The organism is Prochlorococcus marinus str. MIT 9313 (assembly GCF_000011485.1).
GTDB classification, from domain to species: Bacteria; Cyanobacteriota; Cyanobacteriia; order PCC-6307; family Cyanobiaceae; genus Prochlorococcus; species Prochlorococcus marinus_D.
The window spans coordinates 1,395,396-1,408,614 of sequence record NC_005071.1; the positions used below are offsets into that span (position 1 = coordinate 1,395,396).

Consider the following 13,219-nt stretch of genomic DNA (forward strand, 5'->3'; position numbering starts at 1 on the left):
GTCATTGTGAAGGTGCGCGTTCGGCTGGCCCCGAGTCCAACAGGCACACTTCACATCGGCACGGCAAGAACGGCAGTTTTCAACTGGCTCTTTGCACGCCATCAGGGAGGACAATTCCTCTTGCGCATCGAGGACACCGACAAAGAACGATCCAAGCCAGAATTCACCACCAACATCCTCGAAGGTCTGAAGTGGCTTGGCCTCAACTGGGATGAACAGCCCATCATTCAAAGCCAGCATGTGGATGACCATCGCGCAGCAATCCAAAAGCTGCTCGATCGTGACCTGGCCTACCGCTGCTACGCCAGCGAGACTGAACTGGAGGCCATGCGAGAAACACAAAAGGCCCAGGGCAAGGCCCCTCGCTACGACAACCGTCACCGAGATCTCAATCCCGAGCAAGAAGCCGCCTTCCAATCTGAAGGTAGAACTGCCGTGGTGCGCTTCCGTATCGATGATGATGCGACCATCAGTTGGAAGGACCTGGTGCGCGGTCCAATGCACTGGAAGGGATCAGATTTGGGCGGCGACATGGTGATCTCACGTCGGGCTCCAGCCAAGGAAATTGGAGACCCGCTCTACAACCTTGTTGTGGTGGTTGATGACGCCGCCATGAGTATCTCGCATGTGATCCGCGGCGAAGATCACATCGCAAACACGGCCAAACAACTGCTGATCTATGAGGCCCTTGGATTACCAATACCTCAATTCGCCCATACCCCGCTCATTCTCAATTCCGAAGGACGCAAACTCTCCAAGCGGGATGGAGTGACCTCGATCAGTGACTTCCAAGCCATGGGGTACACAGCCGAAGCTATGGCCAACTACATGTCCCTGCTGGGTTGGTCAGTCCCCGAAGGGACTGACGAACGGTTCACTCTTCAGCAAGCTGCAACCGTCTTCAGTTTTGACCGAGTCAATAAAGCAGGAGCAAAGTTTGACTGGGACAAACTCAACTGGCTCAACTCTCAAGTGCTACATGACTTGCCTAAAGATCAACTGTTGCATGAACTCAAACCCTTGTGGTCTAAGGCTGGCTGGGCTCTACCAGAAGAAAACTGGTGTTTGGATCTAGCCGAGCTGCTTGGACCATCGCTGACACTGCTCAAGGATGGTGTCGATCAAGCTCGCCCTTTTTTCGAAGAACCAACGCTGCAAGCTGATGGCCTGGAACAACTTGCCGTGGACGGAGCCAAGGCAGGCCTTAGCAATCTTCTCGATCAGCTGGATCGCACTTCCTGGGACGGTTTTGATGTCAAGCAAGCACAACAACTGCTAACGAATGCTGCTCAGGCTGCCAACGTCAAAAAAGGTGTGATCATGAAAAGCCTCAGAGCTGCGCTTCTAGGCCGCCTACAAGGGCCAGACCTAATCACAACATGGGGATTACTGGCCAGGATCGGGCAAGACTTGAACAGGCTGCGTCGTTGTCTCTGAGCAGTCGTCTTCGTTTGAATCTTCAGGAGCGATTAAACCCAGGGCCTTGGCCAGCGGCTGGGCCGTGAGGCCTTGAATGCCAACTGTCATCAGGATGGTGAGAAAGACCAAACCTTGCAACCGACCGGCTCCTAAAATCCCAGCCTGCTCAAGGCGAATCGCAAACAAAGAGGCCACGGCGGCCGTAACAATCCCACGTGGTGCAAGCCAACCAAGAAACAATCGCTGCCTGAAATCAAGAGGCAAGCCAATCGTCGCCAGGCTTACAGCAACAGGACGCACAACCAACATCAGTACGAGGACACAACTGACCCCCCCCCAGCCAAGCGGACTTAGCTCACCCCATGAGACATCAGCAGCCAAAAGTGGAAATAACATTGTGATAGCAAGACGGGCCAGCTCCCGGATCAACTCATCGAGCTGATCGGACTGGGTAACAGGCCTGCGACCGACCACCACCCCCGCTGCTACAGAAGCCGGCAATCCCGACTCCGGCAACAACCATTCACAAACTGCGTACAAGAGGAACAACACACCCAAGGTGAGCTGCAACCTCAGCCCTACCGAAGGGTCCGGTTTTAAACGCCGCAATCCCTCTGACAAAAGCCAACCAGCAGCAGCCCCCATCAACACGCCTCCACCCAGGCGGGCCAGCAACCCGAAGGCAACCTCCCGCCAACCGTGCAAATCGCCCAGCAATAACTCCAGCAAAAGCAAGGCCAGCACAGCACCCACTGGCTCAAGCACCAATCCCTCTGCCTCAAGGACATCCCCTAGAGGAGAAGCTAAACGGATCTGCTGCACCAACGGGGTCACAACAGTCGGACCAGTAGCCAGCACGATGGCGCTGTAAACCGCTGCCACTGACCAACCCAAACCAGCCAGCCAATGCGCCGCCAACAGACCCGCGGCCAGTGAAATCACTAGTCGGATCAGCAAGATGCGCAGCACCGTTGACTTGATGGTGTCGCCAGGGAGGCGCAGATTGAGACCACCGTCAAAGAGCACAAGGCTCACAAGCAGACCAACGATCGTCTCAAGTCCTTGACCAAGATCTAGCGGTTCAACCAAACCAAGGCCCGATCGACCAATCAGCAGGCCAGATAGCAACAACAGCACCACACCAGGAAGGCCAGAGAGAGCAGACAAAATCCGAGCTCCGGCACCTGCAAAGACGGTGATCCCCCAAAGCAGGCCTAACCGCTCAGGTGTCATCGAGGGCTGCGAACTGAGGTTCCACTCTCACACCGATCACAGCCTCTGGACGCACCACCAGATACTCTCCATCGAGCTCGCTAAGCGGTACGTTCACGAACCCCCCACTGCCTGAGGCGTTGACGATTCCCTGATACCACTGCTGAAACGTCTCAAGAGTAGGGAAATGAACCTCTTCGGTCTGCCCCCCGGAGAGATGGAGGTACACCGCATAGCGGCGTGGGGTGCGTGTCATCAGTGAACCGTAATACCAAGGTCCATCAACTCAGGATGGCCGATAGTTGCCCCACTTGCCCAATTGAATGGTCGAAGGACCTCTTTGCCAGGCATGTAAAGGGGATGGCAGGGGTGTCCCTCACGCGTCAAACCAAGCGAGAGAGGGCCGCGAGCATCAGGGATATTGCTGATGCGGTTCTGGCGATGACGCTCCAACAAAGCCTGGACGGCAAGATCACGTCGACGCAAAGTTCCACCGCACCCCCAACCAAACCAAAGGTCCCAATTAGGGCTCTCAGACCACTGGCGTGCCCGAGTCAAAAGCTGATCATCATTTGCATCACCAATCGGATCAGCACAGTGCCTAAGCAGCGCTGGGGATTGACTGATCCGCGCAAATAGATTCACAACAAAAAGGTGTCCATAACCCCAGGAGCGGCAAAACCCCAGCAACCGCCGCAAGGTTGGATCATCCTCTGACGCTGTAGCGGTGGAGGGATTCAAGCCAATGAAAAGCAACGTGCGTTCGCATTGCCCAAGGCTGCGCTTCAACCACCAGCGGTAGTGACCACAAGAACTAAAGGCAGCCTCAGACGCCCAGGAATGCACAACTTGCCTCAAGAATGCGACGGCTGGCCTGACCGTCGCCGAAGGGATTGACAGCACGTGCCATCGCCTCGTAGGCGCTTGAATCATCAAGCAAGGAAGCTGTCTCAGTCACGATCATCTCCGGATCGGTACCAACCAGCCTGGCCGTACCCGCTTCAACAGCCTCTGGTCGTTCGGTGGTCCGTCTCAAAACCAAAACTGGCTTACCCAGTGCAGGAGCTTCTTCTTGGAGCCCACCAGAATCAGTGAGCAGAAGCGTGCAGGCCCTCATCGCAGCAACCAAACGGTCGTAATCGAGAGGCTCGGTGAGTACCACCCTCGGATGGGTCCCCAAAAGGGCCTGCATTGGTTCTCGAACGGTTGGATTGCGATGCAAAGGCAGAAGTAAAGCCGTGTCGGGATGGAGGTCAAGAACCCTTCTCATGCCCTGGGCAATGTCTTGAAGCCGATCTCCCCAATTCTCCCGTCGATGCACGGTGGCCAAAATGACGCGCTGATGCGCCCAGTCGAGACCATCAAATTCGATAGGCGGCGCCTGCTCTGCCATCAACAAAAGAGCATCAATCACTGTGTTGCCCGTAACAAAGATCTGACCAACAACCCCTGAACTGGTCAGATTGGCCTGAGAGCGAGGCGTTGGAGCGAAGTGAAGCTGGGAGATCTGAGAAATCAGGCGCCGGTTGGCCTCTTCAGGAAACGGATCTAAAAGGTTGTCTGTGCGCAAACCAGCCTCAACATGACCAACCGGAATCTGCTCATAAAAAGCAGCAAGGGCAGCTGCAAATGCTGTAGTGGTATCTCCCTGGACAAGCACCAGCTGGGGAGGGTAGGCCTTGAATTCATCCTTGAGGCCTTGCAATGCTGCACAGGTCACGTGAGTGAGGGTCTGCAGAGGGGCCATCAGATCGAGATCATGATTGGCTGAAAGACCAAATAGATCCATGACCTGAGCAACCATCTCGCGGTGCTGGCCAGTAAGCACAACTCGCGTCGTCAAAGCGTCACAGGCCTGAAACGCCTGAATCACCGGTGCCAACTTGATCGCCTCTGGACGGGTGCCCAGCACGATCGTGACGCGGGGCAAGCCAGCCATAACAGAAGCAATCTTGAAAGGATCCTAAGAGTGCTTGCTGATCACCAAAAGTGCGCACGGACTTGCCAAGAGCTTCGCCGTGACGAAGCTGAAGAGAGCGGCCACAATCCCCTCGTGAGTCAACTGGTCTTTCCGCCCAACTTCCCCCCTCAAGCACCAAAGTCCGCCTCTCAGTCGGCGGAGCCGATATCAAGATCTTCTACAGAGGGATTAACCCCATTCGCTGGAGCCACGCCTGGGGTCTCTCCCAACTTGGAGGAGATCGTACGAATCGCCTATCAAGAAGGACATTCCGATGTACACCTAGGCGTTGGCGAAGTGCCCCGTTTCCGAGACCGCGGCGAAATGCAAAGCACAGATTGGCCTGTAACCGATCCAGAAAGATTTCAAAGCTGGTTGCAAGAGATCCTCTCCGCGAATCAGATCGATGAATTCTTTAGAAGCAAAGAATTCGACGGCTCCCATGCCTTTCCCTTCGCAAGAGTCCGGATCAATCTGCTGGATTCCCTCACGGGACCAGCGATGGTGCTTCGCATCATTCCCCAAACAATTCTCACCCTTGAGCAACTGCAACTCCCTGATGTACTGAAGGGCCTCTCATCCAAGCCGAAAGGACTTGTCTTGGTGACCGGCTCAACCGGGTCAGGGAAAAGCACCACCCTGGCAGCCATGATCGACTGGATCAATAGAAATCAACCCCGCCACATCCTCACCATCGAGGATCCTGTGGAGTTTGTACACAAGAGCAAGCAATCCCTTGTCAAACATCGAGAACTGGGGAAACACACCCTGAAGTTCCACAACGCCCTGAAAGCAGCCCTACGAGAAGACCCAGATGTGATCCTGATCGGTGAGATCCGTGATCAAGAAACCCTGGCCACAGCGATTGAGGCCTCCCAAACGGGGCACCTGGTGTTTGGCACTCTGCATACCAATTCGGCAGTCAAGACCATTGAGCGAGTCCTGGGCATGTATGCCCCAGAAGATCAAGAGAGCATGCGTCGCTCCCTTTCAGAATCACTGCTGGGGGTGATTGCCCAAGGGTTGATCCGAACAACCGACAACAAGCGAGCTGCCTACCACGACATCCTGATTAATACCGATGCTTGCAAGGACTACATCCAAAGAGGAGCACTTGAGGATGTTGAGGAGATCATGGAACGCAGCAGCTTTGATGGCATGATCACAGCCAATCAATCATTGCTGAATCTTGTCGATAGTGGCCGGGTAGAACCAGAGATGGCAGTCGCCGCAAGCTTTAAGCCCAACGAACTAGCCCAAAGCATTCGTGGCCGGAATTGAACCACACCTAATTCAGCCAGGCTCTGCAATCAGCAGGCATCACTAGACGCAACAACAACAACACACTGATCCCAATAATCAATCCCGCCATTGCCATACGACCATTCCAGATCTCGGCCTGTGGAGTGAACCCTCGTCGCCAAGCGTTTAGCTCTTCACTACTGACAGGTTCCGCAGAGGTGTTGGAATCAAGTGGAGATTCAGAAGCCATCGCTGCACAGCAGACAAGGTCAAGCTAATTCGCTTCTTCAAAATGGGGGAGGTGAATGGTACAAAACCTCGGTTTTGTCCAATGGCCATCGGGCTGCCACTCCCAGCTCAAGAGAGCTGCCATTAACCCCAGACACCAAGCGCTGCAGGGCCGCTGCTCCAATCATGGCGGCATTATCCGTGCAGTATCGAAGCGGTGCCGTGTGCACTTCAATTCCCTGTTCTTGTCCACGTTTGCTCATCAGTTCTCTTAGGCGGCGGTTAGCAGCGACTCCTCCAACCATCACCACAGTTTTTAGGCCCTGGTCATTAGCGCAGAGCAAGCTGCGCTCGACCAAAACATCTGCAACCACTTGCTCAAAACTGGCAGCAAGATCTGCGCGGGGCAGGTCTTCATCAGCCTCTGAAAGAGCCTGAACCAGGCGCAGCATGGCGGTCTTCAATCCGCTGAAAGAGAAATCGTAGGGATGAAATCCACCACCAGGCTTAGAGACCCGTCCTTTGGGCAAAGAAAATCTGCCAGAGTCTCCAGTCGCGGCCAACGCCTGAATAGCGGGGCCACCTGGATAGGCCAAACCGAGCAAACGACCAACTTTGTCAAAAGCCTCTCCAGCAGCATCATCATGGCTACGTCCAAGACGCACCATCTCACTCTCTGCCCCGACCCGAATCAACTCAGTGTGTCCCCCGCTCACAAGTAGCACCAGATAAGGAGGGCGTGGAGGATGTTCCGCCAAGCGCACTGAAGCCAAATGCCCCTCCAGGTGATGAATGCCAAAAAAAGGCAGCGCATGGAGAGCAGCCAAAGATCGGCCTGTCACCGATCCCACCATCAGTGCTCCGGCCAGCCCAGGGGTCACCGTTGCCGCTACAGCATCAAAGCGAGCCATCGACTGTCCCGCCTCCTGCAAAACCTCCTCTACAAGATGAGGCAGAGCCTCCACATGCAAGCGAGAGGCCACTTCCGGTACCACGCCTCCCCACTGGGCATGTTTCTCAACCTGAGAAGCAATTCGGCTAGCGATAACCTGCAAACACCCGTTATTTAGACGTAGAACTGCGGCAGCCGACTCGTCACAACTTGTTTCGAGGGCAAGCACCGTCGGCATGGTTGTGGGAAGCCTCATTTACATTTTACTTGTGACATCCTGCCGTTCCGGAGCAGGTCTTACAGGAATCGAAACCGATGCGTCGTCTCTTCGCCGTTGTGCTCTCGGCTCTGCTGGTTCTCGGCTTTGCACCCGTTGCTAAAGCTGACATAGCTGGCCTAACCCCTTGCGCTGAGAATGCCCGTTTTCAGCAGCGAGCCAGTGCTGCAGACACTCCACAGGCCATTGCCCGCTTTGACCGCTACAGCAAATCCTTGTGCGGTGATGACGGACTCCCACACGCTCTAATCCCAGCGCCAGTTGAGCCGTTTGCGATGTCCTTTATTCGCGGCCATGAAGGCGAAATCATGATCCCAGGGGTGATTTTCATCTACATCGCTGGAATCATTGGTTGGGCTGGTCGTTCTTATCTCCAGGCCATCAAAGCCAAAGGCCACAAAGCAGCCTTAGACAATGAGATCCATCTTGATATAACCCTGGCTTTCAATTGCATGCTGAGAGCTTCCGCCTGGCCGTGGCTCGCTCATATTGAAGGCCAAAATGGCAGCCTCCGTGAGAGCGACGACAAGATCACAGTTTCACCACGCTGAGCAATATTCTCCTCTTAACAACCACCCCTTTTCCCCTTTATCAAGATGAGAAAATTCTTCGAAAGCTGGCCAATGGCTGCCGTTCTCTGGGTATGGCTCACAGCGGGAATAATTGTTGAATTCAACCGCTTCTACCCAGATCTTCTCTTCCACCCAATGGGTCTTTGAAGAGCTGAAGAGCATCACCAACTACAGCCAAGAAACAAATTAGCTTCTTGGCTAACCCCCTTAAAAAAGCCCTCTAAAGGGGCTTTTTTTATTGGCCTATGTTGTCAAATAACGCTTTAAGGTCAGGAAAAAGTCTTCGCATCAACAGCTCAGACCCATCAAAGACTCCAGCTCAATCACAGCAACCTGCAGGTTGTCATTAATCACCACTGCATCAAACTCCTGCTGAGCCATCAGTTCCTCCCTAGCCCTAGCTAAACGTCGCTGAATTGCCTCTTCAGGATCAGTGGCCCGTCCGCGAATGCGTCGTTCAAGCTCCTCAAAACTGGGCGGTGCCAAAAAAATCTGAAAAGCTTCAGGGAAACTGCGCCGCACCTGTCGGGCCCCTTCCAGTTCAATCTCAAGCAAAACCGGACGGCCTAATGAAAGCTGCTGCTCAACAGGTTGGCGTGGGGTGCCATATCGATTGCCTGCAAATTCAGCCCATTCAAGACAACCGCCAGCTTGAACCAGTTCTGCAAAGCGATCACGGTTCAAGAAGAAGTAATGATCGCCCTCAATCTCGCCTTGCCTGGCTTCACGCGTTGTCGCCGAAATAGACAGCCAGATCTCTGGATGGAGCTCTAGGAGTTGCTTCACTAACGAACCCTTGCCAACGCCACTGGGCCCAGTAATCACCGTGAGCTTTCCTTCAGCGGCGGATGAAGCCATTGATTGCATTGAATCGGATCGCAGAGTAGGAAGGCTGCGTGCAATCCAGGTCCCGACTGAATCGATGGCCCATGCTGCCCTCCAGGTCATGGACCTCTCAAGCTTGCGCGCTGTACTGAGCGAGCTCCGCAAGGAGGTGCTGCCAAGCCGCTTCGAAAAGGTCCAACAACCAGAACCTCATACCCTCCAACTGGGGCTGCGCACACTCAAAGGTCTTGTGTGGCTGGAACTCAGTTGGCGTGCTGATTGTCCCCGACTGGTCAAGATCACCCCTCCTCCCCGCCTAGGCAGCGGCAGCACTTTGGCCCAGCAGATTCAACATGGCCTTCGACAGATGGCCCTCATTGAACTGAAACAGAAAGGATTTGATCGCGTGGTGGAGTGCGGCCTCGCCCACCGCCCCGGCGAACCTATCGAGCGCACTCTTGTGCTGGAACTGATGGGACGCCACAGCAACCTGCTTCTGCTTGATCGTCAACGCCAGGTGATCACCCTTGGACGCCAGGTACGCAACCATCAATCAAGAGTGAGACCAATCGGAACTGCAGACATCTATGTAGCTCCACCACCGATGCAAGGCAGAGAACCAAGCTCAAAGGAATCCCTAAAACGCTGGAAAGACATTCTCTGCCTTGTGCCAACCAAGCTACGTAGCGCTCTGCAGCAGTGTTACCAAGGCATCAGTCCTGCACTAGCTTTGCAGCTGGTTGACGACGATGCAAAAAAAGCACATGCCCTGCTGGAGGTTTCAGTACTTGAGATCACCGACGAGCAATGGCAACACCTTTACCACCGCTGGAGTCGATGGCTGGACTGTCTTGAGAAAGAGCGCTTCACGATGAGGTTTGACGGTCCAAGCAGCTACCGCGTCTGGGACTGTGACACCTCAACCTCCTCCTCCTTCACCGATGGGCTCAGCCTCACTCTCGGGAGTTATTACCGAAGGCATCTTGAAACCCAATCTCTCAATCAACTAGCCGAAGACCTCCAGAAAAGACTTTTTCAGTGGCGACAACGAGAGGAGCAGGCCCTTGGCGAACAACAGGGTCGACTCAACGAAACCAGTCAAAGCAATTCTCTTCAACAACAAGCCGACGCCATGCTTTGCCTGCCTTCGCCGAGCAAGGATCTGATCAACCAAACCCAAAAGCTCTACCGAAAAGCTCAAAAATTCCGCCGCTCAGTGCCCGTGCTGAAAACACGGATTGAACATCACCAGCAAAGGCTGCAGCTGATCCAAGGCAGTGAAATGTTTCTGGAAGATCTGCTTGGAACCAGCTGGGAAGGACAGCGAGAACGGTCGATAAGGCTGCAGGAGTTGCGGCAGGAGCTGGACGAGTTGCTGATCTCTCAATCCCGCAATCGCCAGAAGCGAGGCCGTCGCAATCAACAACCCCCAAGCCCCCTCGAACTGACCACTCCTGGTGGACTCATCGTTCAGGTTGGTCGCAACCACCGCCAAAACGATTGGATCAGCCTTCGCCAAGCTCGCCCTGGTGATCTTTGGTTTCATGCCCAGGAATGTCCAGGCAGCCATGTCGTTCTCAAGGCCTCCAATGGCCATGCTGAGGAGGCCGACCTGCAACTAGCTGCAGACCTGGCCGCTCACTTCAGTCGTGCTAGAGGCAATCAACGCGTACCCGTGGTGATGGTGCCCACAAGCAACCTGCAGCGAATCCCAGGAGCAGGCCCAGGGACCGTGCGATACCGGGACGGAAACCTTTGCTGGGCTGAACCAGACCGAGGGCTTCAACACCTCTCTGCCTCAGAACTCTTAGTCTGATGAAAACCAAGCGGCGCCTGTTCTGACCAGTCCCGATCAGCCCACAGGTTCGGTTCTTCCACCCCCTACCCCGATTCACGTCGAGCAGGGAATCAAGCACACCGAACTACCCCACGACGTGGAAATGCCTCTGGTTGATCACCTGGAGGAATTACGGCAGCGAGTGCTGCGCAGTCTGCTTGCTGTTGTTTTAGCGGCAGGTGCCTGCCTGCTCATGGTGAAGCCGCTCGTACGGCTGTTGGAAGCTCCGGCTGGATCCATTCACTTTCTTCAGCTGGCCCCAGGAGAGTTTCTATTCGTCTCAATCAAGGTGGCAGGCTACGCAGGCTTAACACTTGCACTGCCCTATGTGCTCTACCAAGGGCTTGGATTTGTATTGCCTGGCCTCACTCAACGGGAACGACGTCTGATCGCGCCAGCAGTAGCTGGATCAGCGATCTTGTTTCTAGCCGGCCTTGCCTTCGCCTGGTGGGCCCTAGCACCAGCAGCTCTGAAGTTTCTGGTGAGTTATGGCGCCGATGTAGTCGAGCCACTGTGGTCAATTGAGCGGTATCTCGATTTTGTGCTTCTGCTGATGCTGGCTACCGGCCTGGCCTTTCAGCTACCTGTGCTCCAGTTGATATTAGGAATTCTGGGGTTATTGCACTGGCAACCCATGTTGAGTGCCTGGCGATGGGTCGTGCTTGGTGCCGCCTTGGCTGGAGCTGTATTGACCCCATCCACTGATCCAATCACCATGCTGCTGCTGGCTGGAGCCATTACAGCCCTTTTCCTGATTGGAGTAGGCCTAGTGGCGCTAACTGATCAATTCAGGCCAGACATGCCTGCAAGCGAAAGCGACCAGCCTCCTACAGCCACAAATTGAGAAGCTTGATCTTTCTGTTGTGCGCGCCAGCAATTCCCAGACGACCTCTGCCAAGCCCAGTCGAATGACCGCCTAAAGCGCCTCGCCGAGATGATTGCGATAAGCCTGTTGATCCAGAACATAAAGATTGCTGCTCAAATACGCCCAGATCACCTGCAAGTACAGACTCTGGCGGCACACCAACAAGTGCATGGCTTAAAAAGTTTGCCGACAATTCCTTAAGCAAGCAATTCCCTCTCCTAGCTCTAGAGGCAACAGAGCATCGTCAAGGATTAGCCAAAGCACAGAATGATGCGACGATTGCATTGAAAAGCCCAGTCTTTGCAAAGCGTGACGTGCCCTTCACAGTCCATAATGGTCTCCATTCTGCGCAGATCGAACATCCGTCATGACACAAATGACCTCGAGTGATGTGCCCGGGATGGGTCGTCGGCAGTTCATGAACCTGCTCACTTTCGGGTCAGTGACTGGCGTTGCGCTTGGATCCCTCTATCCAGTGGTGAAGTACTTCATTCCACCTCGTGCCTCCGGGAGCGGAGGTGGCACGAGCGCCAAGGATGAACTTGGCAATTCGGTCACAGCAAGCGGCTGGCTTGCGAACCATTCAGATGGTGACCGCAGCCTTGTACAAGGGCTGAAAGGTGATCCCACCTACCTGATTGTTGAAGGTGATGATGCCATTGGCAGTTACGGAATCAACGCGATCTGCACCCACCTCGGCTGCGTGGTGCCTTGGAACAGCGGGGTTAATAAATTCGTCTGCCCGTGTCACGGCAGCCAATACAACTCCACCGGAAAGGTCGTAAGGGGGCCGGCACCCCTCTCTCTCGCATTGGCCAACATCGCTGTCGAGAACGACAACGTCTTTGTAAGCCAATGGACCGAGACAGACTTCCGCACGGGCGAGAAGCCCTGGTGGACCTGAATCTGACAACCAAACGCACCATCGTCGTTCCAGCTCTCCTATCCCCTCGCATCATGCGTCGCCTCATCCCCATCCTTCTCGGCTCACTGGTTCTTAGTTTGTCGATTCTTGTTGCTCCAGCTGCCAGCTGGGCCTATCCCTTCTGGGCTCAACAGAACTACGACAACCCCCGAGAAGCTACTGGCAAGATCGTCTGTGCGAACTGTCATCTAGCCCAAAAAACCACTCAGGCAGAAGTACCTCAATCAGTACTACCCGACAGCGTCTTCAAAGCAGTGGTAAAAATCCCCTACAAGAAAGACACAACAGAGATCAGCTCCGATGGCAGTGATGTGCCCCTCCAAGTGGGTGCCGTTGTCATGCTTCCTGATGGATTCAGGCTGGCCCCACAGGATCGCTGGAGCGAAGAGATAAAAGAAGAAACCAAAGGAGTCTTCTTCACTCAATACAGCGAAGAAAAGGAGAACATCCTTCTTGTTGGCCCGCTTCCTGGTGACAACAACAAAGAAATTGTTTTCCCAATACTTTCACCTGATCCTGCGACTGACAGCAGTATTCAATTCGGAAAATATTCCATCCACGTTGGAGGCAACCGTGGACGAGGCCAAATATTGCCTACTGGTGAAAAAACCAATAACAACGCGTTCACAGCAACTGAAGCTGGCACAATTACATCTATTAAGTCTGGTAAAAATGGGGAAAGCGACATCAAGCTCAAAACTGACAGCGGAAAAGTTATCAGTGAAACCATTCCAGCTGGTCCAAGCCTGTTGGTAAAAGTAGATGACAAAGTAGAGGCTGGCGCCCCCTTAACTAGCGACCCCAATAGTGGTGGCTTCGGACAACTCGATACCGAGGTTGTGCTCCAGAATCCAGTTCGAATCTATGGACTCTTGGCATTCTTTGTAGCAGTTTCTCTCGCTCAGATCTTACTTGTATTGAAGAAGAAGCAAGTCGAAAAAGTTCAGGCAGCTGAGGGGATCTGA

General features: G+C 54.2%; 15 protein-coding genes. 8 read left to right on the forward strand and 7 right to left on the reverse strand.

Annotated elements, in window-relative coordinates; all coding sequences use genetic code 11:
• The first annotated feature begins 6 nt into the window (after positions 1-6).
• Positions 7-1,437: a glutamate--tRNA ligase gene (gltX, locus tag AKG35_RS06975; RefSeq protein ID WP_011130676.1), complete on the forward strand. Its 1,431-nt coding sequence runs from the start codon at positions 7-9 to the stop codon at positions 1,435-1,437.
• Here the strand turns inward: gltX and AKG35_RS06980 are convergent.
• The 4 genes from AKG35_RS06980 to wecB are packed head-to-tail and all read right to left on the reverse strand — an operon-like array spanning position 1,387 to position 4,570.
• Positions 1,387-2,652 (reverse strand): cation:proton antiporter, encoded by a 1,266-nt coding sequence (locus AKG35_RS06980; protein ID WP_011130677.1) that lies wholly within the window; start codon positions 2,650-2,652, stop codon positions 1,387-1,389. The genes gltX and AKG35_RS06980 overlap by 51 nt on opposite strands.
• A complete protein-coding gene (locus tag AKG35_RS06985; protein WP_011130678.1) occupies positions 2,642-2,887 on the reverse strand; it encodes a hypothetical protein in 246 nt (81 codons plus the stop codon). Before AKG35_RS06985 ends, AKG35_RS06980 begins: the two co-directional genes overlap by 11 nt.
• Positions 2,887-3,534 carry a DUF1643 domain-containing protein gene (locus AKG35_RS06990; protein ID WP_011130679.1) on the reverse strand — a complete coding sequence of 216 codons (648 nt, stop codon included), beginning with the start codon at positions 3,532-3,534 and terminating at the stop codon, positions 2,887-2,889. Before AKG35_RS06990 ends, AKG35_RS06985 begins: the two co-directional genes overlap by 1 nt.
• On the reverse strand, positions 3,458-4,570 hold the full coding sequence (gene wecB / locus AKG35_RS06995) for a non-hydrolyzing UDP-N-acetylglucosamine 2-epimerase (protein ID WP_011130680.1): 1,113 nt from the start codon (positions 4,568-4,570) through the stop codon (positions 3,458-3,460). The genes AKG35_RS06990 and wecB overlap by 77 nt, the downstream gene beginning before the upstream one ends.
• 114 nt (positions 4,571-4,684) lie before the next feature.
• On the opposite strand from wecB, the gene AKG35_RS07000 reads away from it, so the two are divergent.
• Positions 4,685-5,872 (forward strand): type IV pilus twitching motility protein PilT, encoded by a 1,188-nt coding sequence (locus AKG35_RS07000; protein WP_328284551.1) that lies wholly within the window; start codon positions 4,685-4,687, stop codon positions 5,870-5,872.
• 7 nt (positions 5,873-5,879) lie between these two features.
• Here AKG35_RS07000 and AKG35_RS07005 read toward each other — a convergent pair whose 3' ends face one another.
• Both AKG35_RS07005 and tsaD read right to left on the reverse strand, forming a co-directional pair.
• Positions 5,880-6,083, reverse strand: a complete 204-nt coding sequence (locus AKG35_RS07005; protein ID WP_011130682.1) for a high light inducible protein — start codon at positions 6,081-6,083, stop codon at positions 5,880-5,882.
• Positions 6,084-6,120: 37 nt separating this feature from the next.
• Positions 6,121-7,191 (reverse strand): tRNA (adenosine(37)-N6)-threonylcarbamoyltransferase complex transferase subunit TsaD, encoded by a 1,071-nt coding sequence (gene tsaD / locus AKG35_RS07010; protein WP_011130683.1) that lies wholly within the window; start codon positions 7,189-7,191, stop codon positions 6,121-6,123.
• 77 nt (positions 7,192-7,268) lie between these two features.
• Between tsaD and AKG35_RS07015 the strand changes: the two genes are divergently transcribed.
• Both AKG35_RS07015 and psaJ read left to right on the forward strand, forming a co-directional pair.
• Positions 7,269-7,781, forward strand: a complete 513-nt coding sequence (locus AKG35_RS07015; protein WP_011130684.1) for a photosystem I PsaF protein (subunit III) — start codon at positions 7,269-7,271, stop codon at positions 7,779-7,781.
• A gap of 45 nt (positions 7,782-7,826) precedes the next feature.
• Entirely contained in the window at positions 7,827-7,949 is a 123-nt protein-coding gene (gene psaJ, locus AKG35_RS12390; RefSeq protein ID WP_011130685.1) for a photosystem I reaction center subunit IX, read from the forward strand.
• 141 nt (positions 7,950-8,090) lie between these two features.
• Here the strand turns inward: psaJ and gmk are convergent, their stop codons facing one another.
• Positions 8,091-8,660 carry a guanylate kinase gene (gmk, locus tag AKG35_RS07025; protein ID WP_011130686.1) on the reverse strand — a complete coding sequence of 190 codons (570 nt, stop codon included), beginning with the start codon at positions 8,658-8,660 and terminating at the stop codon, positions 8,091-8,093.
• 64 nt (positions 8,661-8,724) lie between these two features.
• On the opposite strand from gmk, the gene AKG35_RS07030 reads away from it, so the two are divergent.
• The 4 genes from AKG35_RS07030 (at position 8,725) to petA (ending at position 13,219) form a co-directional block, all read left to right on the forward strand.
• A complete protein-coding gene (locus tag AKG35_RS07030) occupies positions 8,725-10,443 on the forward strand; it encodes an NFACT RNA binding domain-containing protein (protein WP_041385131.1) in 1,719 nt (572 codons plus the stop codon).
• A gap of 124 nt (positions 10,444-10,567) precedes the next feature.
• Positions 10,568-11,308 (forward strand): twin-arginine translocase subunit TatC, encoded by a 741-nt coding sequence (gene tatC, locus AKG35_RS07035; RefSeq protein ID WP_071818080.1) that lies wholly within the window; start codon positions 10,568-10,570, stop codon positions 11,306-11,308.
• 388 nt (positions 11,309-11,696) lie between these two features.
• Entirely contained in the window at positions 11,697-12,233 is a 537-nt protein-coding gene (gene petC, locus AKG35_RS07040; RefSeq protein WP_011825335.1) for a cytochrome b6-f complex iron-sulfur subunit, read from the forward strand.
• 53 nt (positions 12,234-12,286) lie between these two features.
• Positions 12,287-13,219, forward strand: a complete 933-nt coding sequence (petA, locus tag AKG35_RS07045) for a cytochrome f (RefSeq protein WP_011130691.1) — start codon at positions 12,287-12,289, stop codon at positions 13,217-13,219.

Excerpts from the sequence above, each read along its gene's own strand:
- AKG35_RS06980 (WP_011130677.1), bottom strand. The coding sequence starts at position 2,652 with ATGACACCTGAGCGGTTAGGCCTGCTTTGGGGGATCACCGTCTTTGCA.
- AKG35_RS06985 (WP_011130678.1), bottom strand. The coding sequence starts at position 2,887 with ATGACACGCACCCCACGCCGCTATGCGGTGTACCTCCATCTCTCCGGG.
- wecB (WP_011130680.1), bottom strand. The coding sequence starts at position 4,570 with ATGGCTGGCTTGCCCCGCGTCACGATCGTGCTGGGCACCCGTCCAGAG.
- AKG35_RS07005 (WP_011130682.1), bottom strand. The coding sequence starts at position 6,083 with ATGGCTTCTGAATCTCCACTTGATTCCAACACCTCTGCGGAACCTGTC.
- tsaD (WP_011130683.1), bottom strand. The coding sequence starts at position 7,191 with ATGCCGACGGTGCTTGCCCTCGAAACAAGTTGTGACGAGTCGGCTGCC.
- AKG35_RS07015 (WP_011130684.1), top strand. The coding sequence starts at position 7,269 with ATGCGTCGTCTCTTCGCCGTTGTGCTCTCGGCTCTGCTGGTTCTCGGC.
- psaJ (WP_011130685.1), top strand. The coding sequence starts at position 7,827 with ATGAGAAAATTCTTCGAAAGCTGGCCAATGGCTGCCGTTCTCTGGGTA.
- gmk (WP_011130686.1), bottom strand. The coding sequence starts at position 8,660 with ATGGCTTCATCCGCCGCTGAAGGAAAGCTCACGGTGATTACTGGGCCC.
- AKG35_RS07030 (WP_041385131.1), top strand. The coding sequence starts at position 8,725 with ATGGCCCATGCTGCCCTCCAGGTCATGGACCTCTCAAGCTTGCGCGCT.
- tatC (WP_071818080.1), top strand. The coding sequence starts at position 10,568 with ATGCCTCTGGTTGATCACCTGGAGGAATTACGGCAGCGAGTGCTGCGC.
- petC (WP_011825335.1), top strand. The coding sequence starts at position 11,697 with ATGACACAAATGACCTCGAGTGATGTGCCCGGGATGGGTCGTCGGCAG.
- petA (WP_011130691.1), top strand. The coding sequence starts at position 12,287 with ATGCGTCGCCTCATCCCCATCCTTCTCGGCTCACTGGTTCTTAGTTTG.